Source organism: Erwinia tasmaniensis Et1/99, assembly GCF_000026185.1.
GTDB classification, from domain to species: Bacteria; Pseudomonadota; Gammaproteobacteria; order Enterobacterales; family Enterobacteriaceae; genus Erwinia; species Erwinia tasmaniensis.
On the sequence record NC_010694.1, the window covers coordinates 748,661 to 774,500 of the forward strand.

21 protein-coding genes are annotated in these 25,840 nt (G+C 58.7%); 7 read left to right on the plus strand and 14 right to left on the minus strand.

Annotated elements, in window-relative coordinates; genetic code table 11:
* The first annotated feature begins 92 nt into the window (after window positions 1–92).
* Together ETA_RS04480 and ETA_RS04485 are read left to right on the plus strand one after the other, a co-directional pair.
* Window positions 93–1,340, plus strand: a complete 1,248-nt coding sequence (locus ETA_RS04480; RefSeq protein ID WP_012440423.1) for a collagen-like triple helix repeat-containing protein — start codon at window positions 93–95, stop codon at window positions 1,338–1,340.
* Window positions 1,341–1,400: 60 nt separating this feature from the next.
* Window positions 1,401–3,140, plus strand: a complete 1,740-nt coding sequence (locus ETA_RS04485; RefSeq protein ID WP_012440424.1) for a ShlB/FhaC/HecB family hemolysin secretion/activation protein — start codon at window positions 1,401–1,403, stop codon at window positions 3,138–3,140.
* Between the two features lie 94 nt (window positions 3,141–3,234).
* On the opposite strand, the gene ETA_RS04490 is transcribed toward ETA_RS04485, so the two are convergent.
* The gene (locus ETA_RS04490) at window positions 3,235–4,236 is read right to left on the minus strand and encodes a zinc-binding alcohol dehydrogenase family protein (RefSeq protein ID WP_012440425.1); all 1,002 of its coding nucleotides are present in this window, start codon (window positions 4,234–4,236) and stop codon (window positions 3,235–3,237) included.
* A gap of 97 nt (window positions 4,237–4,333) precedes the next feature.
* On the opposite strand from ETA_RS04490, the gene ETA_RS04495 reads away from it, so the two are divergent.
* A complete protein-coding gene (locus tag ETA_RS04495) occupies window positions 4,334–5,215 on the plus strand; it encodes a LysR family transcriptional regulator (RefSeq protein ID WP_042958645.1) in 882 nt (293 codons plus the stop codon).
* Window positions 5,216–5,280: 65 nt separating this feature from the next.
* Here ETA_RS04495 and ettA read toward each other — a convergent pair whose 3' ends face one another.
* The 11 genes from ettA to atzF form a co-directional block, all read right to left on the minus strand.
* Window positions 5,281–6,948 (minus strand): energy-dependent translational throttle protein EttA, encoded by a 1,668-nt coding sequence (ettA, locus tag ETA_RS04500; protein ID WP_012440427.1) that lies wholly within the window; start codon window positions 6,946–6,948, stop codon window positions 5,281–5,283.
* Between the two features lie 350 nt (window positions 6,949–7,298).
* Window positions 7,299–7,664: a hypothetical protein gene (locus tag ETA_RS04505; RefSeq protein ID WP_042958647.1), complete on the minus strand. Its 366-nt coding sequence runs from the start codon at window positions 7,662–7,664 to the stop codon at window positions 7,299–7,301.
* A gap of 198 nt (window positions 7,665–7,862) precedes the next feature.
* On the minus strand, window positions 7,863–8,615 hold the full coding sequence (gene deoR / locus ETA_RS04510; protein ID WP_012440429.1) for a DNA-binding transcriptional repressor DeoR: 753 nt from the start codon (window positions 8,613–8,615) through the stop codon (window positions 7,863–7,865).
* A 119-nt stretch (window positions 8,616–8,734) separates the two neighbouring features.
* Complete coding sequence (gene urtE, locus ETA_RS04515) at window positions 8,735–9,433, minus strand: urea ABC transporter ATP-binding subunit UrtE (RefSeq protein ID WP_012440430.1); 699 nt, start codon at window positions 9,431–9,433, stop codon at window positions 8,735–8,737.
* A gap of 1 nt (window position 9,434) precedes the next feature.
* A complete protein-coding gene (gene urtD, locus ETA_RS04520; RefSeq protein ID WP_012440431.1) occupies window positions 9,435–10,226 on the minus strand; it encodes an urea ABC transporter ATP-binding protein UrtD in 792 nt (263 codons plus the stop codon).
* On the minus strand, window positions 10,219–11,292 hold the full coding sequence (urtC, locus tag ETA_RS04525; RefSeq protein ID WP_012440432.1) for an urea ABC transporter permease subunit UrtC: 1,074 nt from the start codon (window positions 11,290–11,292) through the stop codon (window positions 10,219–10,221). The genes urtD and urtC overlap by 8 nt, the downstream gene beginning before the upstream one ends.
* A gap of 2 nt (window positions 11,293–11,294) precedes the next feature.
* A complete protein-coding gene (gene urtB, locus ETA_RS04530) occupies window positions 11,295–12,854 on the minus strand; it encodes an urea ABC transporter permease subunit UrtB (RefSeq protein ID WP_012440433.1) in 1,560 nt (519 codons plus the stop codon).
* Window positions 12,855–12,912: 58 nt separating this feature from the next.
* Window positions 12,913–14,181 (minus strand): urea ABC transporter substrate-binding protein, encoded by a 1,269-nt coding sequence (urtA, locus tag ETA_RS04535; protein ID WP_012440434.1) that lies wholly within the window; start codon window positions 14,179–14,181, stop codon window positions 12,913–12,915.
* Window positions 14,182–14,197: 16 nt separating this feature from the next.
* Window positions 14,198–14,908, minus strand: a complete 711-nt coding sequence (locus ETA_RS04540) for a GntR family transcriptional regulator (RefSeq protein ID WP_012440435.1) — start codon at window positions 14,906–14,908, stop codon at window positions 14,198–14,200.
* 10 nt (window positions 14,909–14,918) lie between these two features.
* Window positions 14,919–18,536 (minus strand): urea carboxylase, encoded by a 3,618-nt coding sequence (uca, locus tag ETA_RS04545; RefSeq protein ID WP_012440436.1) that lies wholly within the window; start codon window positions 18,534–18,536, stop codon window positions 14,919–14,921.
* Window positions 18,529–20,331 (minus strand): allophanate hydrolase, encoded by a 1,803-nt coding sequence (gene atzF, locus ETA_RS04550; RefSeq protein ID WP_012440437.1) that lies wholly within the window; start codon window positions 20,329–20,331, stop codon window positions 18,529–18,531. The genes uca and atzF overlap by 8 nt, the downstream gene beginning before the upstream one ends.
* Window positions 20,332–20,599: 268 nt before the next feature.
* Here atzF and sltY point away from each other — a divergent pair, with 268 nt between their 5' ends.
* Both sltY and trpR read left to right on the plus strand, forming a co-directional pair.
* On the plus strand, window positions 20,600–22,522 hold the full coding sequence (gene sltY / locus ETA_RS04555; RefSeq protein ID WP_042958650.1) for a murein transglycosylase: 1,923 nt from the start codon (window positions 20,600–20,602) through the stop codon (window positions 22,520–22,522).
* A gap of 86 nt (window positions 22,523–22,608) precedes the next feature.
* Complete coding sequence (gene trpR, locus ETA_RS04560) at window positions 22,609–22,941, plus strand: trp operon repressor (RefSeq protein ID WP_012440439.1); 333 nt, start codon at window positions 22,609–22,611, stop codon at window positions 22,939–22,941.
* Here the strand turns inward: trpR and yjjX are convergent.
* A complete protein-coding gene (gene yjjX / locus ETA_RS04565) occupies window positions 22,927–23,475 on the minus strand; it encodes an inosine/xanthosine triphosphatase (RefSeq protein ID WP_012440440.1) in 549 nt (182 codons plus the stop codon). The genes trpR and yjjX overlap by 15 nt on opposite strands.
* Before the next feature lie 50 nt (window positions 23,476–23,525).
* Here yjjX and gpmB point away from each other — a divergent pair, with 50 nt between their 5' ends.
* On the plus strand, window positions 23,526–24,173 hold the full coding sequence (gene gpmB, locus ETA_RS04570) for a 2,3-diphosphoglycerate-dependent phosphoglycerate mutase GpmB (protein ID WP_012440441.1): 648 nt from the start codon (window positions 23,526–23,528) through the stop codon (window positions 24,171–24,173).
* A 52-nt stretch (window positions 24,174–24,225) separates the two neighbouring features.
* On the opposite strand, the gene robA is transcribed toward gpmB, so the two are convergent.
* On the minus strand, window positions 24,226–25,104 hold the full coding sequence (gene robA, locus ETA_RS04575; RefSeq protein WP_012440442.1) for an MDR efflux pump AcrAB transcriptional activator RobA: 879 nt from the start codon (window positions 25,102–25,104) through the stop codon (window positions 24,226–24,228).
* A gap of 205 nt (window positions 25,105–25,309) precedes the next feature.
* Here robA and creA point away from each other — a divergent pair, with 205 nt between their 5' ends.
* Entirely contained in the window at window positions 25,310–25,783 is a 474-nt protein-coding gene (gene creA, locus ETA_RS04580; protein WP_042958653.1) for a protein CreA, read from the plus strand.
* Window positions 25,784–25,840: the final 57 nt, after the last annotated feature.

The following is a 25,840-nucleotide window of genomic DNA, read 5'->3' on the forward strand; positions in this document are numbered from 1 at the left end:
AAAAAATAAACACCCCCTCCGCATCGCATAACGTACAAAAACGCATACACTTAAAGTACGCCAACAGGCGTATTCATTGTGGAGGGCCTATCATGCGCCCTGGCAATCCTGGCCGCCCAGGAAAGATTGGGCTGGCAATCCTGCTTGCATTATCTCTTGCTGCCTGTAGTGGTGGCGGCGGCGGTAGTACAGGCCATACGGCAAAACCAACCGCTGCTGCCAGTTCCGGCAGTGGCACAAACGGTAGTGGATCTGGCGGTGGAGGTACATCTGGCGGCGGCGGTATATCGGGCGGTGGCGGTATATCGGGCGGTGGTGGTACATCGGGCGGTGGTGGTACATCGGGCGGTGGCGGTACATTGGGCGGTGGTGGTACATCGGGCGGTGGCGGTACATCGGGCGTGCTGACCACAGGTACCCTTCTCAACAGCGCGGGTGCTGCGGTCGGCAATGTGGGGTCACAGGTCAGTAGCATTGCCACTCAGACGCCGGTTGGCAGCCTGCCGATTGGCGGCTCAGGCGTTGTCACATTACTTGACAGCGCGGGTCATGCGGTTACCACCATCGGCAGCGGCATACAAAATGGCGTCGGTCAGTTAGGTAGCAACCCTAATGCTATCGGTGTGACCGCCGCTGGGGTCCCGGCAGGGGTAGCGGTTCTCGGAACCGGTATCAGCGGGCTGGGAAATTCGCTTTCCGGTAACACGACTAACACGCCGCTCGGTGGCGTCACGGGCACCGGCGGCAATCTGGTCAGCGCCGTGGGGGGGCTGGTGACCTCTACGGGGAATGGGTTGGCGCAGAACCTGCAAACGGGGCCTGCATCCGGTGTGACTACGGCCGCAACTGGCCTGGTCACTCCGATAGTGGGTCAGGTACAGGGCGTGACTCAGGGCGTGGGTGGCGCAACCGGTTTGGGGGCGCCTGTCAGCGGTTTACTTAACAGTGTCGGGAACGTTGTGACCGGTGTCGGAACGCAAATCAGCACCACGACACCTGCTTTAAACGGTCTGGGTCAGGCCGTACAGAATACCGGTATAGCCGTTTCCCAGACCGGTGGCCTGGTTACCCCGACGGGTAGCGGCTCATCCGGCGGACTGCTCAGCGGTGGCGTGTCACTCGGTGGGGCGGGAGCAGGATCAGGAGCGGCTGCGGTGAGTGGGCCACTGGGTGGTGTCGCAACCGCAGTGGCAGGATCGGCCGCGGCGAGCGGATCACTGGGTGGTATCGCCACTACGCCTACGGGAGCGGCTTCACCTAACGGTTTACCGCTGATGGGTAATACGGTGAACGGCTTAACATCTGGACTGAACTCAGGGTTAATCACCCCGCACCATTAACAACGGAATGTCTTTATATGCCCCCTGCTTGCGGGGGGCTCTTTTGCCCGGCATGGGCTGATGGAGACAATCATTTTGAAAATAAAATCATGCGTCGTTGTTTTTATCAGTGTGGTCAGTGGTCAAAGCTCTGGCGAGATGCTGCCCACTTTAGTTGACCCGAATAACCCCACTCAACGGTCCAGATACGTCCCCGGTGTAGAGTCAACGAGTCAGTTGACGTCGGCAGGCGCACTCCCTGGATTGGCAGCGCCGCCGCCCGTGATAACGCAGCAATCTCTGGTTACCTTCAATAGTATTCACTTTGTTGGCGGAACCCGCTATCCGCTGGCGACGCTAACTCTTCCATTTAGCGCGCTGGTGGGGAAAAGGGTTTCCCTGCAGGCGTTACTGACCGCCACGGACAGCATTACGCAGCGCTACCATCGCGATGGTTATCCTCTCTCCTACGCCTATATCCCTGCCGATAACTTCCACCAGGGGGTGCTTAACATCGGTCTGGTGGAAGGGTATGTCGCCAACAGCCGGATACGCAGCGATAACCAGCAGGTTGGCCGCTGGCTGGGCGCGCTGTCGCAGCGGATTATGGCAGAAAAACCCCTCACTCAGGATACCTTTGACCGTTACAGCATGCTGATGGCGAGAACCCCGGATACCAAAGTGAAGGCAACGGCTAAAAGTCCCGAAAATATTTATGGCGCGACCGTTTTGGATGTCGACGCGCAGCGGACCCATAACTGGAATGTGATTAACACCCTGGATATGCGCAAAAAGCAAAGTCTGGATTTAGTGAGCGCCACGCTGAGCGGATTGACGCCTTACGGTGAGCAATTGGGCGTGGCCACCCTCATCCCGTTAAATAACCAGACTCGTGAATCGTATCTCGGGCTTAACTACCAGCAATATCTGGGGGATGACGGCCTGCAACTTCAGGTTAAAGGCAGTTATCTCAACCAAAACCCTAGGGATTTTACTCCGTTATTAACGCAGGCCAACGGCGTGAATATCAATGTGCGCGAGAAAGAGGTGCTGTATAACGCTGGGGTAGGGCTGAATTATCCGCTATTACTCACGGCTAAGCAGCAGTGGAGCCTGGCGGGAGAGCTGGACTATGTTCATAAGCGCTATGACTACAGGCTACAGGCCGAGCAGGGGGGGCTGACGGCGGATTTGCCCACTATCAACCAGCACCTTCGTTATCCGGCAGCAGAGCTTAACCTGTCCGGCAGTCGTCAGTATCAGCAGGCCAGCTGGAATACGCGCTTCAGCGTGCGCCAGGGAATAAACGGCCTCGGTGCCAGCAATACTACCGGCCCCGGAGACCTCTCTTTTACCCGTTGGCGCGTCAATGGTGATGCTGCCTGGGTATTTAATCAGAAATGGCGTTTGAGTAGCGCCGTAGAGGGGGACTGGTCCGACAGGTCATTGCCGGAGCCGGAACGCCTGACCTTTGGCGCTTTCCATTTCGGTCGCGGTTATCCCGATTCAGATGCTTCGGGGGATTACGGAATGGGCGGCCAGGTGGAGATGCGTTATCTCCACGATCGTAGCGCCGGGGACTGGGTTAAAACCATACAGCCTTATGTGATAGTTGACGCTGCCCGCACCGCCTTTCATCAGTCGGGGCTGGCCAGCAAGCAGCTGGCCTCGTATGGGGCAGGGGTCACGTTTGGCGATAACCGGCACTATGCCCTGTCGCTGGAAGCTGCGCGTCCGATTGGGGATGTGCCGACTGACAGTAGCAAGCGCGACTGGCGTTTCAGCGCGACCTTTACCTATAACTTTAGCAACGGCATCTGATCCCGTGTCGCGAAAGAGAGTGCAGCTCAAAGGGGTGGGCTGCGCCGGGATGGGAGAAAAGACCGATCCTGACTGGCAGGATCGGCCGGCGCGCTTAGTAAACCATCACCACTTTGCCGCGCATATGCCCTTCAAGCACCAGACGGTGCGCTTCAGACAGCGTTTCCACGCTTAAACCGTGCAGGGTCTTACTGAGCGATGTGGTGATTTTGCCTTCATCCAGCAGCCGCGCCGTAGCGTCGAGGATTTCTCCCTGGCGGGCGATGTCCGGGGTGGTAAACATGCTGCGGGTATACATAAATTCAAAGTGAAGCGCAGCGCTTTTCAGCTTCAGCTGTTCCATATCCAGCGGCCCGGCGTTTTCCACGATGGTGCAAATCTGACCCTGTGGCGCAATCAGCTGGCTCATGGTCTGCCAGTGACCATCGGTATCGTTCAGGCAGAAAATGTAGTCAACCTGCTTCAGGCCATGCTTCTCCAGCTCGGCGGGCATGTCATGATAGTTGATCACCAGATCAGCGCCGCGATCGAGGCACCACTGTACCGAATCCGGGCGCGACGCGGTGGCGATCACTTTCACCTTGCTATGCAGTTTCGCAAACGGAATGGCCAGCGACCCTACGCCCCCGGCCCCGCCGACGATCAGTAAGGTTTTACCCTCACCCTCACTGTCGATATGCAGACGATCGAACAATCCTTCCCAGGCGGTCAGTGCGGTGAGTGGGATGGCGGCCGCCTGCGCCCAGTCGAGCGTTTTCGGCTTGTGGCCGGTAATGCGTGCATCAATCAGCTGATGCGTGGTGTTACTGCCGGGGCGGGTGATATCGCCGGCATAGAAAACCTCATCACCCACGTTAAAACCGCTGACCTTGCTTCCTTTCGCCAGTACGATGCCGCTGGCGTCCCAGCCGAGCACGCGCGGCTGTTGCAGACCGTTTTTCTGCGCGCCTTTATGCACTTTGGTATCGACCGGATTGACCGAAGCGGCTTTCACCTCCACCAACAGATCGTATTCGCCGGGGGTGGGCTGCGGCCGCTGGATTTCAATAAACTGCTGTGGATTTTCCGGGTTAATAGCAATCGCTTTGTGCGTCATGATGTTTCTCCTTAATGAGGTGATATTCAGTGTAGGCAACAATGCGGCTAATGATAAGATGGACAATAACGTAATCAGTGTTCGCACAGGATGAACAATCGTGTTTAAACAGTTGCAGGATATGGCCCTGTTTGCCCTGGTCGCCGAGTGCGGCAGCTTCACAGCGGCGGCAGCGCGTGCAGGGTTGCCCAAATCCAGCGTCAGCCAGCGTATCAGCCAGCTTGAGCATGCGCTGGGACTCAGGCTGATTAACCGCACCACGCGCCAGCTCAACCTGACGTTTGCCGGCGAGCGTTACCTGGTGCACTGCCAGGAGATGTTGCAGGCCAGCGAAAGAGCCGGACTGGTGATTGAACGATTGCGTGATAACCCCAGCGGGCGTTTACGTATCACATCCCCTGCCGGTATTGGCGCAACCCTGCTGGCGCGGGTTAATACCGACTTCCAGCAGCAATTCCCGGACGTGACGCTGGAAGTTTCTATTTCTGACGAGATGTGCGATCTGGTGCAGGACGGGTTTGACGTGGCGCTGCGCACCGGACGGCCGCAGGATCTATCGCTGATTGGTCGGCGTATTGGCTACTGCCAGCGGCTGCTGGTGGCATCGCCGGATTATCTTGCTGATTATCAGACGCTCGCTCATCCACGCCAGCTATCGGAGCATCGTTGTATTGCCCATCGCGCGTGGAATGAATGGTTGCTGAAGCGCAACGAAGAGTATTACCGCTGGCTGCTGCCACCGACCCATATGACGGATAATCTGGTTTATGCGCGCGAATGTGCGCTTTCTTCGGGCGGGATCACCCTGCTGCCGCGTTTTTTGAGCTGTGAAAAGCTGGTACAGGTACTGCCTGAGTGGGAAGTGGAGGGCAATGAGCTGTGGCTGGTTTATCCCAGCCGTAAGCTGAATTCACCGGCGCTTTCGCGCTTTGTTGATTTCGCCATGCGGTCGGAAATATTGCGTGAGTTTTATCGTTAAGGGCCGATCCCAGCAGGATCGACCCAGCAAAAACCACCGCGATCTCCATGAGATCGCGGCAGGGATTACTTGATCATACGTTTGTACTTGATACGCTTCGGCTCCAGCGCTTCCGCGCCCAGCGTGCGTTTCTTGTACTCTTCGTATTCGGTGAAGTTACCTTCAAAGAACTCGATCTTGCCCTCATCCTGATAATCCAGAATATGGGTGGCGATACGGTCAAGGAACCAGCGGTCATGTGAGATGACCATCGCGCAGCCGGGGAACTCCAGCAGGGCGTTTTCCAGCGCGCGCAGGGTTTCGATATCCAGGTCGTTGGTCGGTTCATCCAGCAGCAGCACGTTGCCGCCAACCTGTAGCAGCTTGGCCAGATGCAGACGACCGCGCTCACCGCCGGACAATTCACCGACGCGTTTGCCCTGATCGACCCCTTTAAAGTTAAAGCGCCCAACGTAGGCACGGCTCGGCATTTCGGTATTGCCGATACGCATAATGTCCTGACCGCCGGAAACTTCTTCCCAGACGGTTTTGCTGTTATCCATGCTGTCGCGGAACTGATCGACAGAGGCCAGCTTAACGGTATCCCCCAGCACGATGCTGCCGGAATCAGGTTGTTCCTGACCGGACATCATGCGGAACAGGGTAGATTTACCCGCGCCGTTCGGACCAATGATGCCGACAATCGCGCCCTTCGGTACTGAGAAGGTGAGATCGTCAATCAGCAGGCGATCGCCGTAGGATTTACGCAGGTTACTGACTTCCAATACTTTATCCCCAAGGCGCGCGCCAGGTGGAATAAACAGTTCGTTAGTCTCGTTGCGCTTCTGGTAATCGGTGCTGTTCAGCTCTTCGAAGCGAGCCAGACGGGCCTTGCCTTTTGACTGACGGCCTTTCGCGCCCTGACGCACCCACTCCAGCTCTTTCTCAATCGATTTGCGACGAGCGGCTTCGGAGGAGGCTTCCTGCGCCAGACGCGCATCTTTCTGTTCCAGCCATGAGGAGTAGTTGCCTTCCCACGGAATACCCTCGCCACGGTCCAGCTCAAGGATCCAACCGGCCACGTTATCGAGGAAGTAACGGTCGTGGGTAATCGCCACTACCGTGCCTTCGAAGTCATGCAGGAAACGCTCCAGCCAGGCCACGGACTCTGCATCCAGGTGGTTGGTCGGTTCGTCGAGCAGCAGCATGTCCGGCTTTTCCAGCAGCAGACGGCACAGGGCAACGCGGCGGCGCTCACCCCCTGACAGATTGGCGATTTTCGCGTCCCAGTCCGGCAGACGTAGCGCATCGGCGGCACGCTCCAGCTGGGTATTGAGGTTGTGGCCATCGTGTGCCTGGATAATCTCTTCCAGCACGCCTTGCTCTTTCGCCAGCTTATCGAAGTCGGCGTCTTCTGCCGCATAAAGGGCATACACTTCGTCAAGACGCTTCAGAGCGCCAACCACTTCGGCCACCGCTTCTTCCACCGATTCGCGCACGGTGTGTTCCAGATTTAGCTGCGGTTCCTGTGCCAGATAACCAATTTTAATCCCCGGCTGTGGGCGGGCTTCCCCTTCAATATCATTATCGATACCGGCCATAATGCGCAGCAGGGTGGATTTACCCGCACCGTTCAGACCCAGAACGCCGATTTTGGCACCTGGGAAGAAGCTGAGGGAGATGTTCTTTAAAATATGACGCTTCGGCGGGACGACTTTTCCCACGCGGTGCATGCTATAAACGAATTGAGCCACGTTAGTTTGAGCCTCTGGTTTACGGGTTTCTGAGGTTGCCTGAGCTTCTTATGGGCACTTTTCCAGGTCAGGCATTTCAAATGCCAACCGGTAATGCACCCTCTGCGTCGCAATAATTGCCGTACCCGCTGCCGCTGATGAGCGCCAGCATGCAAAGGCGCGGCGCGAAGGCCAGACATGACGTGCCGGATTTTAGCGTTTTTTCGCGTGATATCCCAGCTGTCACTGACTAAGCGCGTAGTATAGCAATCGCCAGCTATCTCACACGAACGGATCTCCCAGGGGGAAAGCAGAGCCATGCTGTCAATGCGTTGAGCGTCCGGTGGTGAAGGCAACGGCCATGCAGATGACTACCTGAGCACTAAGCCATTCAGGGCATCAAGTATTTTTAAAACATAGCTGCCAAACACGCAGGCCCAGAGAGCAAAGCCGATGCTGATAACGGCAGCGGAGGATTTGAGGGTGGATTTAACCGTGCAGATGCCGGTTTCAATTTTGGTAAGCCTGGAGTCCATTGCCTTAACGTCTGATTTAATTTCAGCGGCGTCATGCCTGATATAATCAATATCGGTTGCAATTCGAGACGCTCTCAAATCGATATTGTCGTCCTTGCCGCCGCCCATACCACAACCTGCGAGACCAGAGTAACCCTCTGCCTGGCCTGGCAGTGACTGCGCAGCGCCGCTACGTATTTCAGATAGCTTGAGTCTGTTCATCATCTTTTCCTTGATTGAAGTGTAAAAACAACGCCCCGTTTATGCTGGATGGTCTTCAGCATTTTAATCCGTTTATGCTGAGACAAATCGCTTACTCAGCTTGAAGGCGAGTCTACAAAACTTTTTGGCAGGCTGTCAGGGAGCAGAATGGATCGCTGCGAGCAGCATCATAATAAAGATGCGCAGTTTCATCAGGTTTCAGTCGCTGCCTGGAGAGGTCACCGCAATTGGCAGAACGTCAGGATGAGGCGCATCGCTAATCAACAGATCAAATGCGCTAAGGGGGGCAATGCGCGCCGACAGCACCTGGCCAAACTTGCTGCTGTCCGCCACCAAAAATTTCTGGCGTGAACGCTGTAGCGCCAGATGCTTGATCGGTAGCTCGTTAAGGTTATAGCAGCTGGCTCCCTGGCGTAAATCGACCCCGGCGGCCGAGATAAAGGCTTTGTCCGGGCACAGACTTTCCATCACCGACGGTTGACCGAGCGGGGTAAAGATGGCGTTATCCGGACGAAACTCTCCGCCGCACAGGATCACCCGACAGGCGGGTTTCTCTTTCAGTGCCAAAAAAGTGTTCATCGCGCAACACACGGCGGTAAATGGCAGGTCGTCGTCTATGGCATCGATAATCCATGGGATGGTGGTGCCACAGTCAAACCAGACCGTCTCTTCAGCGTGGATCATCGCCGCCGCAAGCTGTCCCAACAGGCGCTTGCGATCGACATTTTGCGCCTGCTGGTCGGAAACAAAATAGTGGCTCTGCTTGCGCAGCCCATCGCCGACGATATAGCCACCAAGTAGCACCACAGCCGCCGAGCCTTCATTAAGATCGCGGCGGATGGTCATCTCTGATACACCGAGCAGCTGAGCCGCTTCTTTCAGATGAATTTTAGCAGTGCGTTGCAACGCCTGGGACAGCATATTGATGCGTTTGTCACGCCGGGTTTCCATGATGTTGCTTCCCTTGTCGCGAGGAGTAAAAGGTAAAACTGACCGGGTGAGTGTTACGCACTTTGCAGTTTACCTTCAAGATGATTGCGCCGTAAACACGGGTGCTCCGAGCCTGGGGCTTAAATGGCCACCAGGCTGCTGACGTCATCTTTTGCCATATCCTTGCCCAGGCCGCTCTGAATAATCTCACCACGTGACATCACCAGATACCGATCGGCCAGCCCGGCGGCAAACTCGTAGAACTGTTCCACCAGCAGGATCGCCATATCGCCACGGCTGGCCAGCTGGCGGATCACCGCACCGATCTCTTTGATCACCGAGGGCTGGATCCCTTCGGTGGGTTCATCGAGGATCAGCAGCTGCGGCCGAGAGGCCAGCGCCCGACCGATCGCCAGCTGCTGCTGCTGACCGCCGGACAGGTCGCCGCCGCGCCGCTGCTTCATCTCTTGCAGCACGGGAAACAGCTGCCAGATCTCCTGCGGCACCTGCTTAGCCGCGCTGCCGGAGAAACGCGCCAGCCCCATCAGCAGGTTTTCCTCTACCGTCAGACGCGGGAATATCTCGCGCCCTTGCGGAACATAGGCGATACCCGCCTGCACCCTCTGGTGCGGCTTGAGATGATTTATCGATGTGTCCTGCCAGTTCAGGCTGCCGGATTTTGCCGCGACCAGCCCCATCAGGCACTTCAGCAGGGTGGTTTTTCCTACGCCGTTACGCCCCAGCAGACAGGTGATCTCGCCCACTTTAGCCTCAAACGACAGGCCGCGCAGAATATGACTGCCGCCGTAATATTGATGCAGTTCAGAAACCTGTAACATGTTAGCGCCCCAAATAAACTTCTATAACCTGCTCATTTTCCTGCACTTTACGCAGCGATCCCTGTGCCAGTACCTGACCCTGATGCAGCACCGTGACATGGTCGGCAATGGTTTCGACGAAACCCATATCGTGCTCTACCACCATCAGCGAATGCTTACCGGCCAGCTGGCGGAACAGCTCGGCGCTCCAGGCGGTTTCCGCATCGGTCATCCCTGCTGCCGGCTCATCGAGCAGCAACAGATGCGGCTCCTGCACCAGCAGCATGCCGATTTCGAGAAATTGCTTCTGGCCGTGCGACAGCAGGCCGGCTGGCCGCTTTCGCAGTTCGCCAAGGCGCAGCAGTTCCAGCACTTCGTCAATGCGGTCACGCTGCACGCCGCTTAATCTGGCGCGCAGGCAGGCCCAGACGGATTTTTCGCTTTTTAGCGCAATCTCCAGATTCTCAAAAACGGTCAATGCTTCAAATACCGTCGGCTTCTGGAATTTGCGCCCGATACCGATGCGGGCGATCTCCACAGTCGACAGCGTGGTGAGGTCGGTCGTCTGATCGTAAATAACCCGGCCGCTGTCCGGACGGGTTTTTCCGCTGATCACATCCATCAGCGTGGTTTTACCCGCGCCGTTAGGGCCGATGACGCAGCGCAGTTCGCCCACGCCTATCTCTAATGACAAATCGGTCAGCGCCCTGAAGCCGTCAAAGGTGACGTTAATCTTCTCCAGCTGCAATATCGGATCGCTCCGTTGACGATGACGATCCGCCGGATGAGGTTGGGTAAACGGCCGTTCAGTCATGTTTCCTCCGGCGCAGCAGGCCAATGACGCCACGCGGTAGCCACAGCGTGACGAGAATAAACATCAGGCCGAGAAAAAACAGCCAGTACTCGGGGAAGGCAACGGTAAACCCGCTTTTTGCCCCGTTAACGATGCCCGCACCCAGCAGAGGCCCAATCAGCGTACCGCGTCCGCCGAGCGCCACCCAGATGGCGGCTTCAATCGAGTTGGTCGGCGACATTTCACCCGGGTTGATAATGCCAACCTGCGGCACATACAGCGCCCCGGCCAGTCCGCACAGGACGGCAGAGAGCGTCCAGACAAACAGCTTGAAGCCTTCAGGATGGTAGCCACAGAACATCAGACGGTTTTCCGCATCACGCACCGCCGTCAGCACGCGGCCAAACTTGCTGCGCGCCAGCGCAAAGCCCACGCCGAGGCTGGCAATCAGCAGTAAAACGCTGGCGAAAAATAGTGCGATGCGCGTACCGGTGGCGTCGATCCGAAAGCCGAGCAGGGTGGTAAAACCGGTAAACCCGTTGTTGCCGCCGAAGCCGGTTTCGTTGCGAAAGAACAGCAGCATGCCCGCATAGGTCAGCGCCTGGGTGATAATCGAGAAGTAGACCCCTTTGATTTTCGAACGGAAGGCGAACCAGCCAAACAGCAGCGCCAGCACGCCTGGAACCAGCACGATCAGACACAGTGCCCAGGCGAAATGCTGGGTGCCAGCCCAGAACCACGGCAGTTCATTCCACGAGAGGAATGACATAAAGGCGGGCAGTCCGTCACCGGCGGCCTGGCGCATCAGATACATGCCCATCGCATAGCCGCCGAGCGCGAAGAACAGCCCGTGGCCGAGTGACAGCAGCCCGGCGTAGCCCCAGACCAGGTCGAGCGCGACCGCGACGATGGCATAGCACAGGATTTTGCCGACCAGCGTCAGCGTCCAGGTGGAAATCGCCAGCGGATTTTCCGGCGGCAGCAGGGCGAGCAAAGGCAGCAGTAGCAGCGCCAGCAGCAGCATGCCGCCCAGTATGCTGGTGAGGCGCGGCGCCTGCCGCACGGCGCGCAGCGTTAATGGTTGCATTGTCAATCAATGGCCCTCCCTTTCAGCGCGAACAGCCCCTGCGGCCGTTTTTGGATAAACAATACGATCAGTACCAGAATCAGGATCTTACCGAGCACCGCGCCGATCTGCGGCTCCAGCACTTTATTCAGGATGCCGAGGCCGAGCGCGGCGCAAACGGTGCCCGCCAGCTGGCCCACGCCGCCGGTGACCACCACGAGGAAGGAGTCAATAATATAGCCCTGGCCCAGCTCCGGCCCGACGTTACCCAGCTGCGACAGCGCCACGCCGCCCAGCCCGGCGATCCCGGAGCCGAGGCCAAACGCCAGCATATCAACGCGCCCGGTCGCCACGCCGCAGCAGTCGGCCATCGCCCGGTTTTGCGTGACCGCGCGCACGTTCAGACCGAGACGGGTTTTATTCAGTAACAGCCAGGTGAGCACCAGCACGCCTACCACAAACAGCATCACCGCCAGGCGGTTATACGGCAGCATCAGGTTTGGCAGCACCTGCCAGCCGCCGGAAAGCCATGCCGGGTTGGCAACCTCAAGGTTCTGCGCGCCAAACAGCATGCGCACCAGCTGGATAAGCATCAGGCTGATCCCCCAGGTGGCGAGCAGGGTTTCCAGCGGGCGGCCGTACAGATGGCGAATAATGGTGCGTTCCAGCATCATGCCGATAGCGGCGGTGAGAAAGAACGCCGCCGGTAGCGCCAGCAGTGGATAGAACGTCAGCCATTCAGGCGCATAGCGCTGGAAAAGATGCTGCACCATCCAGGTGGCATAGGCACCGATCATCAGCATTTCACCGTGCGCCATATTAATCACGCCAAGCAGGCCGTAGGTGATGGCCAGGCCCAGCGCTGCCAGCAGCAGCACAGAGCCCAGGGACAACCCGCTAAAAGCCTGTCCGAGCAGATCCCCGGCCTGGAGGCGATGGCGGATGTTTTGCAGGCTGTGGGCGGCGGCGGCGCGTACGTCGGCATTCGTCTCGTGATCCGGCTGTAGCAGCTGTTCAAGCCTTGCCTGACTTTGCGCATCGCTGGTTTCACCCAGCAGCCTGACCGCCGCAAGGCGCACCGCCGGATGGGGATCGCCGAGTTGCAGCGTGGCCACGGCCTGTGCCAGCGCCGCCTGTACCGCCGGGTCCTTTTCGTCGGTCAGATAACGTTGCAGCAGCGGCAGCCAGTCGGGGCTGACATCGCTCTGTAGGATGCGTGCGGCATTCAGGCGGGTGGATGCCAGCGGGCTTGCCAGCTGGTGCGCGGCGAGCGTACTGGCTATCGCAACGCGCAGGCGGTTGTTAATAAACAGTTTTTTAACAGGGCCTGCCGCCGTGGCGCTGCCTTCGAGCGGCGTCAATACTCCGTTTATTTGCGTAAATGGGCGTTTGTTCTCATCCAGCACCAGGTTTTCCTGATGCAGCGCCTGGAGCAGCGGCAGGCGAGTGGCATCCGGCGCGGCTGCCCACTGTTGCAGGATCTGTAGCTGGGTGCTGCGGCTGGCCGCGGCAAAATCGGCGGCCGGGCCGGCCTGGACAAACCAGGGCAGGCACAGCAGCAGGAATAACAGAGATCGCGTCATAACAGGGTGCTCCGCAGTGGGAGGAGGGGCAGGTATGACCCGCCCCGGGCTAATGAAATTAATCGCTGCTTTTTACCGGGTGGTCAGGCTTTTTGTCGTTCCCGGCGATAAACGGGCTCCACGGCTGGGCGCGTACCGGCTTATCGCTCTGCCACACCACGTTAAACTGACCGTTATCTTCGATTTCGCCGATCATCACCGGTTTATGCAGATGATGGTTGCTGTTATCCATGGTTAGCGTAAAGCCGTCCGGGGCGGTAAAGGTCTGTCCGGCCATTGCCGCACGGACTTTGTCTACATCGGTGGTGCCCGCTTTTGTTACCGCCTGCGCCCACATATGGATGCCGACGTAGGTGGCTTCCATCGGATCATTGGTCACCACGTTAGCGGCGTTCGGCAGCCTGTGCGCTTTGGCCCAGGCTTTATAGGCGGCAACAAATTTGGCATTGGTTGGGTTATCCAGCGACTCAAAGTAGTTCCACGCCGCCAGATTACCGACCAGCGGTTTGCTATCAATGCCGCGCAGCTCTTCTTCACCGACCGAGAAGGCCACTACCGGCACATCGGTGGCCCTGATCCCCTGGTTAGCCAGCTCTTTATAGAAGGGCACGTTGGAATCGCCGTTGATGGTGGAGATCACGGCGGTTTTGCCCACGGCAGAGAATTTCTTAATATTGGCGACGATGGTCTGGTAATCGCTGTAGCCAAACGGCGTGTAAACCTCTTCAATGTCGCCGTCTTTAACGCCCTTGCTGTGCAGGAAGGCGCGCAAAATTTTGTTGGTGGTGCGCGGGTAAACATAGTCGGTTCCCAGCAGGAAGAAGCGTTTGGCGCTGCCGCCGTCCTCGCTCATCAGGTACTCCACCGCCGGGATCGCCTGCTGATTTGGCGCGGCGCCGGTATAGAACACGTTGGGCGACATCTCTTCACCTTCATACTGCACCGGATAGAACAGCAGCCCGTTCAGCTCCTCAAACACCGGCAGTACCGATTTGCGTGATACCGACGTCCAGCAGCCAAACACCACCGCCGTTTTGTTCTGGGTTAGCAGCTGGCGCGCCTTTTCGGCGAACAGCGGCCAGTTAGAGGCGGGGTCGACCACCACCGGTTCGAGCTTTTTGCCCAGCACGCCGCCCTGCGCATTGATCTCGTCAATGGTCATCAGCGCCACCTCCTTGAGCGGCGTTTCGGAAATGGCCATCGTGCCGGACAGAGAGTGCATAATGCCCACCTTGATGGTATCAGCGGCCTGTGCGCCCCAGGCCAACCCCATTGCGGCGACGGTGGCAGAGAGTGCAAAGGCCTTGAGCAGTGAACGTCTTTTCATCGGTATTCCCCTGATATTAAGTGGACGAAACGGTGTGTTGTCTTGCCTGCTGCAGGCGGTGAAGGGTGATTTTCCTCACCTCTGCCTTGCTGATGGCAATATGGTCAGTGAGGAGGCGTTGCGCTTCCTCGTGCTGCGGGTTCAGTACCGCGCGTAAGATGTGCGCATGTTCACGATAAGTGGCGTCAATCCGCGCCTCATCGGTGAAATCAAGGCGGCGGATAATGCGTATTTTCTCCGTCAGTTCGCGGTGGATCCGCGCTATTTCACCGTTGCCCGCCGTGGTGACCAGCGCGATATGAAAGGCTTCGTCGTGCTGTGCAACGAGGATGCCGTCCTCCAGGCGCGGTTGGTTTATCCAGAAAGCGCTTAGCGGCTCCAGGAGTTCCGCACTGCGCGCGGGTGGCATCAGGCACAGGCGTTTTACCGCCTCGCACTCCAGCACGATGCGCAGATCGTACAGATCCTCGAACCAGGCAAAATCAAACTGCCGCACCTGCCAGCCGCTGCGGAACCAGACCTCGACAAAACCTTCACGCTGTAGCCGGAACAGCGCCTGGCGCACCGGCGTGCGGCTGACCGCCATGCGGGTGGCGATTTCGCTTTCGCTAAAGCGGTCACCCGGCAGCAGGCGGAAATCGAAAATGTCATTTTTCAGCGCCAGGTAAACCCGGTCGGCCAGCGCTTCAGGCCGGGCTTTCTTACCGGGCTGCGGTGATGCGCTCATAAACATCCCCTTATTCCAGCCACAGCAGGGCATCGCCGGGCGCGATCGGCCGTCCGGGCTGGCAGGCGATCCGTTTAACGCACCCGGCCTGTGGGGCAGCGATCGCCAGCTCCATTTTCATCGCCTCGACGATAATCAGCGGTTGGCCTGCTGCCACCTCATCGCCCGGCTGCACCAGCACTTTCCAGATATTGCCGTTGAGATCGGCGCTGACCAGGCAGCCGCTTTCCTCCTCCGGCGGGGCCGGCAGCATCTCTTCAGCGGCCGGTGGCGTTGCTTCCTCCTCCTGTGCCCACAGCGCGACCTCGGCTTCAAAGGCACTGGCCTGCTTTTGCCGGAATTCAGCGATGGATTGCGCATTGTCGTGCAAGAATTGCGTATGTTCGGCGAAATCAAATACCGACTGCTCAATGCGGATGCTGGCGCGGCCTTCGCGGAAGTCATCGCGCAGCACCTCCAGCTCCGCCTCGCTAACCGGGTAGAAACGCACCTGGTCGAAAAAGCGCAGCAGCCAGGGTTCTCCGGCGGCAAACTGTGCGTTTTTCAGAAATTTGTTCCAGATTGGCAAGGTGCGGCCCACCAGCTGGTAGCCACCGGGGGAGTCCATGCCGTAGATGCACATATACATACCGCCGATGCCGACCGTGCCCTCGGCGGTGAAGGTGCGCGCCGGGTTGTACTTTGAGCTCAGCAGGCGGTGGCGCGGATCGATCGGTACCGCACAGGGCGCGCCGAGATAGACATCGCCGAGACCGAGGATCAAATAACTGGCGTCAAACAGGGTACGACTAACGGCATCGCGGCTGCTCAAGCCATTGATACGTTGAATAAAATCGACGTTATTCGGCAGCCAGGGGGCGCTGGCGCAGACGGTTTGCCGATAGCGCTCGACCGCCCCCAGGGTGGCGCTATCTTCAAACGCCAGCGGCAAATGGACGATGCGTGACGGTATCTGCATCTGGCTGACCTCGCCGAGGTCGCTTTCCAGCTCAAGCAGCAGCGCCATCAGCTTCTTCTGGCTGATAATACGGCTGTCATAGCGGATTTGCAGCGAGCGCACCCCCGGCGACAGTTCTTCCACGCCAGGTTGACCGACCTCATTCAGAGCGGTCATCAGCAGATGGACGCGCAGACGCAGGGCGAGATCCAGCACGTTGTCGCCGTATTCCAGCAGGATATAGTTGTCCCCCGCCTGGCGGTAAATGGCGGTGGGTGTGGTGGCGCTGGCCTTAATCGACGCCAGCACGCTGGCCGAGCCGTTAGCGCCTGCTGCCAGCGAAGGAACAGCAAAGGCAGGCGCATGGCCGGGTTTCAGCGTTGCCACGGCGTGCGCAATCGACTGTTCCAGCGCGCTGGCTTCTTCCACGCCGATCGGATGGAAACGAATGCGGTCGCCCGGTTTCACCTGGCCCACTTTCCACAGCTCCGCTTTGGCGATGGTCACCGGGCAGACAAAGCCGCCTAGGCTGGGGCCGTCACGCGTCAGGATCACCGGGAAATCACCGGTAAAGTTCACCGCACCGATGGCATATTCGCAGTCGTGGACGTTAGAAGGGTGCAGCCCGGCTTCACCGCCGTTGAGCCGCGCCCAGCCGGGTTTTGGCCCCACCAGCCTCACGCCGAGGCGGTTGGAGTTGTAATGCACCTGCCATTCGGCGGCAAAAAAGTTGTCGATCGACCGTTGGGTAAAGAAGTCCGGCGCGCCGTGCGGGCCATATAAAACGCCAATACGCCACTCATCGCCGTAAACCGGCTGCGCTGCCACCGGCAGCGGCTGCGGATCGCTGACCGGCGCTGGCGTGGTACAGGCGGCAAGCGATGGCTGTGAAATTGCCAGCATATCGGCCACGCGCAGCGTGCGTCCGGCATGACCGCCAAACTGGCCGAGGGCGAAGGTGGAACGGCTGCCGAGGTATTCCGCCACGTCAAAGCCGTTGCGCACCGCCAGATAGGTGCGGCAGCCCTGCTGCATGCGCCCCAGCGTCAGCGTCTGCCCGGCTTTTACCGCCAGCGGCTGCCACCAGGCCACCGCGCCGTCGTCAAGGGTGGCGGGGCAGGGCGCGCCCGTCAGCGCGATCAGCGCATCGCTGTGAAAGCGCAGCGTTGGCCCCTGTAGCGTGAACTCCAGCCCGGCGGCCTCTTCGGCGTTACCGACGATGCGGTTGGCGAGGCGAAACGCGTAATCGTCCATCGGGCCGGACGGCGGTACGCCGATATCCCAGTAGCCGAGGCGGCCCGGATAGTCCTGGATACTGCTCCAGGTGCCGGGCTGGAGCACCTCCACCACCGGGGAATGCGGCGTGAAGCCATCGAGCAGCCGGGTACTGACCTGCCCGCTGCGAAACGCCTCGCTGGCGACGACCTGGCGCAAATAGTCAAGGTTGCTGGCGATGCCGTGCAGGCGCGTTTCGCCCAGCGCCGCCTGCATTTTTGCCAGCGCCGACGGGCGATCTTCTCCGTGCACAATCAGCTTGGCGATCAGCGGATCGTAGAAGGCGGAAACCTCGCTGCCGCCGTCAACGCCGCTGTCGACACGGATATCCGGCGGAAAAAAGACGTCGGTTAATACGCCGGGACTGGGCTGGAAGTTTTTTAGCGGATCTTCGGCGTACAGACGTACTTCAATCGAGGCCCCCTGCGGCGGCTGCGCCATGCGCTCCCAGTCCGGGGCTTCACCTGCCGCCACCTGCAACATGCACTCCACCAGATCCAGCCCGGTCACACATTCGGTGACCGGATGCTCCACCTGTAGGCGGGTATTCACCTCAAGGAAGAAGAATTCATCGTGCGCCGCATCGTAGATATATTCTACCGTCCCGGCGCTGCGGTAATTGACCCGCTCGCCCAGCCTGACCGCCGATGCCAGCAGCGCGCGACGCGTGGCGGTGGGCAGATTGGGCGCCGGGGTTTCTTCCACCACTTTCTGGTTGCGTCGCTGTAGCGAACAGTCGCGTTCACCCAGCGCTACCACCTTGCCCTTACCGTCCCCGAAGATCTGTACCTCGACGTGGCGCGCGCGATCGATACAGCGCTCAAGAAAGACCCCGGCATGGCTGAAGAACTGCTCGCCGAGGCGGCGCACGCTTTCCCAGGCCGCGCTCAATGCGGCCTCATCGGCGCAGCGCGTCAGGCCAATACCGCCGCCGCCGGCGGTGCTTTTCAGCATGACCGGGTAGCCGATTTTAGCCGCCGCGCCTAGCGCTTCATCCAGCGAGTTGAGTAGCGGAGTGCCTGGCGTCATCGGAACGCCCGCAGCGGCCGCCAGCTCGCGCGCCCGGTGTTTTAAGCCGAACTCACCGATCTGCTGCGCGCTTGGCCCGACAAAGGCAATGCCTGCCGCTTCGCAGGCGGCGGCAAACGCCAGGCTCTCTGACAGAAAGCCATAGCCGGGCCAGATAGCCTGTGCACCGCTGCGATGGGCCGCGTTGAGGATCTTGTCGATAACCAGATAACTGTCGCTGGCCTTGTCGCCGCCGAGCGCGATGGCGATATCGGCCTGTTTGACATGCAGGGCGTTTTTGTCGGCGTCTGAATATACCGCCACGCTGGTGATGCCCATGCGTTTCAGGGTGCGGATAGCGCGGCAGGCGATTTCACCACGGTTAGCAATCAGTACGGTATTAAACATGGGTATTCTCCCGTTGGGCCAGCCAGCGACGCCAGCCGCCGAACTCGGTGATGTCGGTGGCCTGTGTCAGTGCGGCAGGTTCGCAGATAAAGCCTTTTACCCGGCGGCCATCGGCCAGTTCAAGCGTGCCGATGCCCAGCGGCGGCGGGATCTCCGCGACAAATTCGCCAAAGCGCGCCAGCGGGATATCCCACAGCTCGACGCTGATGGCGGCGCCGGATGCGGCTTTTACCAGCCCCGGTTTTGCCGGGATGGTATTGGCCAGCGCGTACAGGCGGTAGCAGTCGGCGGTGGTGGTCTCCTCCACCCACAGCGCGTTACGCCGGGTCAGCTGGTGATTGAGCGGCATGCCGCTCAGGTGCGCACCGACCACCGCCACGCGCACATGCAGCGCCGAAACGGGCAGCGCCGCATCGGCCCGTGGCTGCGGTTTGCCGGTCGCGCCGAGATCCAGCGCCAGCTGCTGCTGCCAGCGCAGACCAAAGCTCGCCAGCGCCCGATCGTGCCAGGCGGGGGCGATCAGGGTGATCCCGGCGGGCAGGCCATCGCGACGAAACGGTCCCGGCAGTGCCAGCGCGCAGAGGTCGGCAAGATTAGTAAAGTTGGTATAAGTGCCGAGCTGCGCGTTGTAGCGCAGCGGCTCCTGCTGTATCTCTTGCACAGTGCGGATGGTTGGCGCGGTGGGCACGACCAGCGCATCGTATTGGCTGAGGGTGTGTTGGATGTGGCGCGTAAGATCGGCGCGCAGATACTCGGCTTGCCAGGCATCAACCGCGCTGAAGCGATGGCCGCTGGCGACGATGCCGTACACCACCGGGTCCATCTCTTCCGGCCGCGACAGCATCTCGCCGACCGCCACGGTGCGTTCGGCGACCCAGGGCCCGGCGTAGAGCTGTTCCGCCAGCTGCCGGAACGGGGTGAAGTCGACAGGATGTAAAGTAGCACCGCCCGTGGTTAACGCGCCAAGCGCCGCTTCCCAGGCGTCCTGCGCCTGCTGGTCGCCAAAGAACTCGGTAATATCGGGAATGGCAAAGCGCGGGGCGGCGGGCAGTGCCGCCGGAGCCAGGCCAGGGTTGGTGCGTGAATAGGCATCCTTAGCGTCATAACCTGCCGCGCAGCTGGCGACAAGAAAAGCATCTTCTACCCTGAGGGCAAAAACGGAAATCGTGTCATTCAGACGGCAGGCCGGAACCACGCCGCTGGCGGAAAGCCAGCCTTTGGTGGGTTTCAGGCCGACGATATTATTGAATCCGGCCGGCACGCGCCCGGAACCGGCGGTGTCGGTGCCGAGGGCAAAAGGCACCAGGCCACGGGCGGTCACCGAGGCCGATCCGGAGCTGGAGCCGCCGCTAATGTAATCCGGGTTGAAGGCGTTGCGCACCGCCCCGAACGGGGAGCGCGTGCCGACCAGGCCGGTGGCGTACTGGTCGAGGTTGGTTTTGCCAATCACCACGGCGCCTGCGGCCTTTAAATTTGCCACCGCCTGGGCATCGGCCTGGGCCAGCCGGGTCAGTGCCGGACAGGCGGCGCTGGTCGGCCAGCCGGCGACATCAATATTGTCTTTTACCGCAAAAGGCACGCCAAACAGCGGTAGCGATGCCGGATCCTGTTGCCAGCGGGCCAGCAGTGGCTCCAGCTGGGCGCGTAACTGTTCAGGCGTCGCCACATACAGCCAGGCATTGTCGTCAGTGGAAAGTTCTGCCAGCAGCCTGCCCAGCGTGGGCAGCACCTGCTGCGGATATTGCTGATAATGCTGCTGCCAGTCCTGTAGCGTAAACCCGCTGGTTAAAGCCATAAGATGAATTCCGTCCGGTATACAAGATGGGATTCAACGGAGCAAAGGCCGTGCCAATTTTTATCTTGCTGATTGCTAACGATTTTTAAAATAAATGTCGATATATTGCACGATAAGTGCGCATGAGGTGAGCAGCAACAGGGCATGACGAGGCGAGCAATCAGTAAATATTTGTTGTACGCATGGCAGGAAAGGCCGCTCCTGGTTAGCATGAAGTAAGCATATTTGGCGGTTCAGGACAAAACAAGGCGGTAACGTGAAGAAAGTCATGGTGGACAAGTGGCAGTGGTGGGCAGCGGCGGCATGTTTAACGGCGCTCTCCGGCAGCGTGCGGGCAGACTCGCTCGACGAACAGCGTACTCGCTATGAGCAAATTAAGCAGGCCTGGGATAACAAACAGATGGACACCGTGGAGCAGCTGATGCCCACCCTGCAAGATTATCCGCTGTATCCCTATCTTGAGTACCGCCAGCTGGCGCAAAACCTTGACCAGGAAACCGGACTGGCGGTCAATGCGTTTATCCAGCGCTACCCGACCCTGCCCCCGGTCGCCTCGCTTCCCGCCCGTTTTGTTAACCAGCTGGCCGCCCGTGAAGACTGGCGCGGGCTGTTGGTATTCAGCCCGCAGCCGCCTAAACCGGTCGCCGCGCGCTGTAACTGGTACTACGCGAAATGGTCTACCGGGCAGCCGCAGGTTGCCTGGGAAGGGGCCAAAGCCATCTGGCTGACGGGGAGCTCGCTGCCCGCCGCCTGTGACAAACTGTTCAGCGCCTGGCAGCAGGCCGGGCAGCAAAACCCGATAACTACACTTGAGCGCATTCGCCTGGCGATGCAAGCCGGTAACAGCAGCCTGGTCAACGCGTTGGCGAAGCAGCTGCCCGAGGATTATCAGACCATCGCCAACGCGGTGCAGGCTTTGCAAAATAATCCGCAGACGGTAGAGACCTTTGCCGCCAGCGTGGGGCCGACTGATTTTACCCGCCAGGCCAGCATGATTGGGTTTGCCAGCCTGGCGCGTAGCGATGCGGAGCAGGCACGGCAGCTGATACCGCGCCTGGTGCAGCTGCAAAAGCTGGACGAGCAGCAGGCGCAGGCGCTGAAAGAGGCGGTGGCCTGGCGTCTGATGAGCAATGATATCACCAGCGAGCAGGCGCGCTGGCGTGACGACGTGGTAATGCGTAGCGACGCCACCACGCTGCTTGAGCGCCGGGTTCGCATGTCGCTGGGTAATAATGACCGCCACGGCATGAATACCTGGATTGCCCGCCTGCCGGTTGAAGCAAAAGAGAAGGATGAATGGCGGTACTGGCAGGCCGATCTGCTGCTTGAGCAGGGGCGCAAAGAGGAGGCCGATGGGATTTTGCGTAAGCTGATGCAGCAGCGCGGTTTTTATCCGATGGTCGCGGCGCAGAAGCTCGGCGTGGATTACCCGTTGCAGGTGGATAAAGCCCCGGCACCAGACGACAGCCTGACGCGCGGCGCGGAGATTTCCCGCGTGCGCGAGCTGATGTACTGGGGCATGGATAATCTGGCGCGCAGTGAATGGAGCTATCTGATCTCCAGCCGCAGCCGCAGCCAGCAGCAAATGCTGGCCAGTTACGCGCTGTCACAAAACTGGTGGGATTTGAGCGTGCAGGCGACCATCAGCGGTAAGCTGTGGAACAGCCTACAGGAGCGCTTCCCGCTGGCCTGGCAGCCGCAGTTTGCGCGCTATATCAGCGGCAAGGCGATCCCGGTCAGCTATGCGATGGCGATTGCCCGTCAGGAGAGCGCCTGGAACCCGAAAGTGCGTTCTCCGGTCGGGGCCTCCGGCCTGATGCAGGTGATGCCGGCCACCGCCCAGCACACCGTGAGCAAATTTGGCATTTCGGGTTACAGCAACAGTAGCCAGCTGCTGGATGCAGAAACCAATATTGAGATCGGCACACAGTATCTGGAATCGGTCTATCAGCAGTTCGGAGAAAACCGCATCTTCGCCTCGGCGGCGTATAACGCCGGGCCGTCGCGAGTTCGTACCTGGCAGGGCAACAGCGCCGGGAAGCTCGACGTGGTGGCGTTTATCGAAACCATTCCCTTCTCTGAAACCCGGGGTTATGTGAAAAACGTGCTGGCTTATGATGCCTACTATCGTCATTTCCTTAACCAGTCGGATAAGCTGTTTGCCGACAGTGAGTGGCAGCAACGCTACTAACCGAGCGCCGTGTGCTGCCGGCTTCAAGTCCGCAGGCGATGATGGTATGCTGTTGTACTAGTTAAATAGTATGGCAGCTTACCATTATGACCAATTATTCATCCGTTCCCGTGACCGCCGACCCGCCTGATGAAGACTGGCTGCGCTTTGTCACGCTGCTGCAACGCGCCTGTCAGAGCGATCTCCAGCTGCCGTTGCTGCAGCTGATGCTGACCCCGGATGAGCGTGAGTCACTGGGTACGCGTTTACGCATTATCGAAGAGCTGATGCGCGGTGAAATGAGTCAGCGCGAGCTGAAGAATGAACTTGGGGCGGGCATAGCGACGATCACGCGTGGTTCAAATAGTCTTAAAAGCGCGCCCCCGGCGTTGAAAAACTGGCTGGAAGCGCAACTGTTAACGGGTTCAGATAAGGTCTGAATCCTCATCATCGGCCTTGCGCTGATAGATGTCGTTATGGAAAGGGCAGAGCGCAAGGATCAGCGCCTGATGATACACGCTTGAGCGCGTCAGGTGGCCAGCGGTAAAAGCGCCAATCGCGCCGCCTTTGTGCTTGATATTATCAATGCCGGTCAGGCGAGCCATCTCATCCCCCAGTTCGCGTCCCTGGTGAATGCCTTTCATCACGATGGCGGGCAGCGTAAAGCTGGCAGACCGCGATTCGCCGCGCAGCTTTTGGTTTTCAACCACCATCCACGCAAAGGCGGTATCCTCTTCAATTCCGGCTTCGATCGCGACCCAAAAATCGGCTTCCGGCCTCACCCGCCGCGCATTCATTACGCGCTGACGTGCGCCAGTTCTCGTTTCTGTGTTTGAGATGGGCTGCGCAGCAACGCCGCTGTCGACCTCGACACCCTCAATATGGCAGGATCCTGCTCCGAAGATATCGCTGAACGCCTGAGAAATTGCCTTAATTTTGGCCGGGTTGATGGTAGCAGCGACAACATGGTACATAATTGTTTGAACCCTTTACGCAAATTTGTCGCAGTATAACGGAAAAACGCATGTTACAGGTCTATCTTGTTCGCCACGGAGAAACGCTATGGAATGCGGCGCGCCGCATTCAGGGGCAGTCAGACAGCGCGCTGACTGAGAAAGGAGAGCAGCAGGCTTATCAGGTGGGACAGCGGGTGAGGGACCTCGGTATTACCCATGTGATCGCCAGCGATTTGGGCCGTACCCGGCGTACCGCCGAGATTATCGCGGATGCCTGTGGCTGCTCTGTGGTCCTCGACCCTCGCCTGCGCGAGCTGAATATGGGCGTGCTGGAACAGCGTAAGCTGGACTCACTGAGTGCGGAAGAAGAGAGCTGGCGCAAAGCGCTGGTGGACGGCACGGAAAACGGACGCATTCCGCAGGGCGAGTCGATGAGCGAAATGGCCCAGCGGATGCGTCAGGCGCTGGATGCCTGCCTGTCATTGCCAGAAAACAGCCGCCCGCTGATTGTCAGTCACGGCATGGCGTTGGGTGTGCTGGTGAGTACTATCCTCGGCCTGCCGGCCAATGCAGAGCGCCGTCTGCGCCTGCGTAACTGCTCAATTTCCCGCGTCGATCATCAGCAAAGCCCGTGGTTGGCCTCTGGCTGGGTGGTGGAGACCGCAGGCGACGTGTCTCATCTTGAGGACACGGCGCTCGACGAGCTGCAGCGCTGAAAGTGGTGTGCACCAAGGGCCGGTGCGATCGGCCTTTGGTGCAGCACGGCATTTATTCTGGCTGACGGCGGATAGGGATCAGATACTCGCAGTGAATATCGGTCGGTGGCTCCGGGCGTCTTTTACCGCCGTGGGTATAAAAGCGCTCTATATCCTGCCCCTTGCGCCTTGTGAGGCCTAAGGTCGGCATGCAGGTGCCGTAAATTTGCAGGACAAACTCTTGCAGCCCACAACGTAGTCCTTTGTAGGTAAACTGAACATAGTCACCCGCTTCCAAAATCACCGTCTGCGTGGCCTGCAGTTTGCTCGACATTTGGTCTGAAAGCACCGCAGTGGTATAGAGGATCTCCTGCTCATCATCTTTATCACTGCTTGGGCGCGCCTGGTTCAGGCCATACAATATGGGGGGAACGGTGTCCGTTTCGGTTAAAAACTGACGCCAGAACTGTAAGCGCATTTCATCGCGAAAACTGGAAATCTGTTCCAGGGTACAGCTATAGCATTGGGTCGAACCGACTAACTGGGTTTCCGGCAGATTGACCCAGGTTGGCTCTGGCATCACGTAGTTGTCGAGGCGAATGGGTGGGCGCAGGCCAAACGCTTTCCAGTCAGATGAGCGACGATACCAGGCAGGCGTCTGAGAAAACTGTTTTTTAAAGGCGCGGGTAAACGTTTGTTGCGAATCAAAACGGTATTGCAGAGCAATGTCCAGGATAGGGCGGCTGGTCAAACGTAAAGCGACTGCCGCTTTAGACAGACGGCGGCCACGAATATACGCACCAATGGCGTGACCCGTGACGTCCTTGAACATTCTTTGTAGATGCCATTTTGAATAACCTGATTTTGCTGCCACGTTATCCAGTGATAACGGTTGATCAAGGTGGCTCTCCAGCCAGACAAGCAAATCTCGAATGATACCAGCTTGGTCCATAAATCGTCCTCATATGACTCAGGTTTGATGCGATGAAAAGCAAAGACGACAAATAGTAGCACCAATCGCCAAAGCAAAATATTAGGTTTTTTTTGTTAAAAAAGCCGTCCAGGACGATTAGCCGCAATATATTAGAAATATTTATCCATGATTTATTTTCGGGATAATTTACAATGGCATCTGCTTTTATTAAACGGGTAAGGTGATGACAATGAAAAAAGTGTTAGTGGCTACGTCAATCCTGCTGTTTTCAGCGGCGTTGCAGGCGGAGCAGGTTGGCTCAGTGGATACCGTATTTAAGATGTTTGGCCCCGATCATAAGATTGTGGTGGAAGCTTTCGACGATCCGGATGTGAAAAATGTCACCTGCTATATCAGTCGGGCGAAGACCGGCGGGATCAAAGGGGGGCTGGGCCTGGCTGAAGATACCGCGGATGCTGCCATCTCCTGTCAGCAGGTCGGGCCGGTTGAACTGAGCGACAAGATCGCACAGGGTAAAGCGGAAGGTGACGTGGTATTCCGGCAGCGAACCTCGCTGGTGTTCAAAAAGCTACAGGTCGTGCGTTTTTACGATAAAACGCGCAACGCCCTGATCTATTTGAGCTACTCCGACAAGGTGGTTGATGGTTCACCTAAGAATGCGCTTAGCGCCGTACCCATCATGCCGTGGAATAAATAATCCGGCGGGGCTGGCTTAAGGGATATGGCAAGAGATGAAAACTGCGGGACGGGGTGA

Bases quoted from the DNA above. Each gene is read 5' to 3' on its own strand.
- ETA_RS04480 (WP_012440423.1), top strand. From the start codon at position 93: ATGCGCCCTGGCAATCCTGGCCGCCCAGGAAAGATTGGGCTGGCAATC.
- ETA_RS04485 (WP_012440424.1), top strand. From the start codon at position 1,401: ATGGAGACAATCATTTTGAAAATAAAATCATGCGTCGTTGTTTTTATC.
- ETA_RS04490 (WP_012440425.1), bottom strand. From the start codon at position 4,236: ATGACGCACAAAGCGATTGCTATTAACCCGGAAAATCCACAGCAGTTT.
- ETA_RS04505 (WP_042958647.1), bottom strand. From the start codon at position 7,664: ATGAACAGACTCAAGCTATCTGAAATACGTAGCGGCGCTGCGCAGTCA.
- deoR (WP_012440429.1), bottom strand. From the start codon at position 8,615: ATGGAAACCCGGCGTGACAAACGCATCAATATGCTGTCCCAGGCGTTG.
- urtE (WP_012440430.1), bottom strand. From the start codon at position 9,433: ATGTTACAGGTTTCTGAACTGCATCAATATTACGGCGGCAGTCATATT.
- urtD (WP_012440431.1), bottom strand. From the start codon at position 10,226: ATGACTGAACGGCCGTTTACCCAACCTCATCCGGCGGATCGTCATCGT.
- urtC (WP_012440432.1), bottom strand. From the start codon at position 11,292: ATGCAACCATTAACGCTGCGCGCCGTGCGGCAGGCGCCGCGCCTCACC.
- urtB (WP_012440433.1), bottom strand. From the start codon at position 12,854: ATGACGCGATCTCTGTTATTCCTGCTGCTGTGCCTGCCCTGGTTTGTC.
- urtA (WP_012440434.1), bottom strand. From the start codon at position 14,181: ATGAAAAGACGTTCACTGCTCAAGGCCTTTGCACTCTCTGCCACCGTC.
- ETA_RS04540 (WP_012440435.1), bottom strand. From the start codon at position 14,908: ATGAGCGCATCACCGCAGCCCGGTAAGAAAGCCCGGCCTGAAGCGCTG.
- uca (WP_012440436.1), bottom strand. From the start codon at position 18,536: ATGTTTAATACCGTACTGATTGCTAACCGTGGTGAAATCGCCTGCCGC.
- atzF (WP_012440437.1), bottom strand. From the start codon at position 20,331: ATGGCTTTAACCAGCGGGTTTACGCTACAGGACTGGCAGCAGCATTAT.
- sltY (WP_042958650.1), top strand. From the start codon at position 20,600: ATGGTGGACAAGTGGCAGTGGTGGGCAGCGGCGGCATGTTTAACGGCG.
- trpR (WP_012440439.1), top strand. From the start codon at position 22,609: ATGACCAATTATTCATCCGTTCCCGTGACCGCCGACCCGCCTGATGAA.
- yjjX (WP_012440440.1), bottom strand. From the start codon at position 23,475: ATGTACCATGTTGTCGCTGCTACCATCAACCCGGCCAAAATTAAGGCA.
- gpmB (WP_012440441.1), top strand. From the start codon at position 23,526: ATGTTACAGGTCTATCTTGTTCGCCACGGAGAAACGCTATGGAATGCG.
- robA (WP_012440442.1), bottom strand. From the start codon at position 25,104: ATGGACCAAGCTGGTATCATTCGAGATTTGCTTGTCTGGCTGGAGAGC.
- creA (WP_042958653.1), top strand. From the start codon at position 25,310: ATGACAATGAAAAAAGTGTTAGTGGCTACGTCAATCCTGCTGTTTTCA.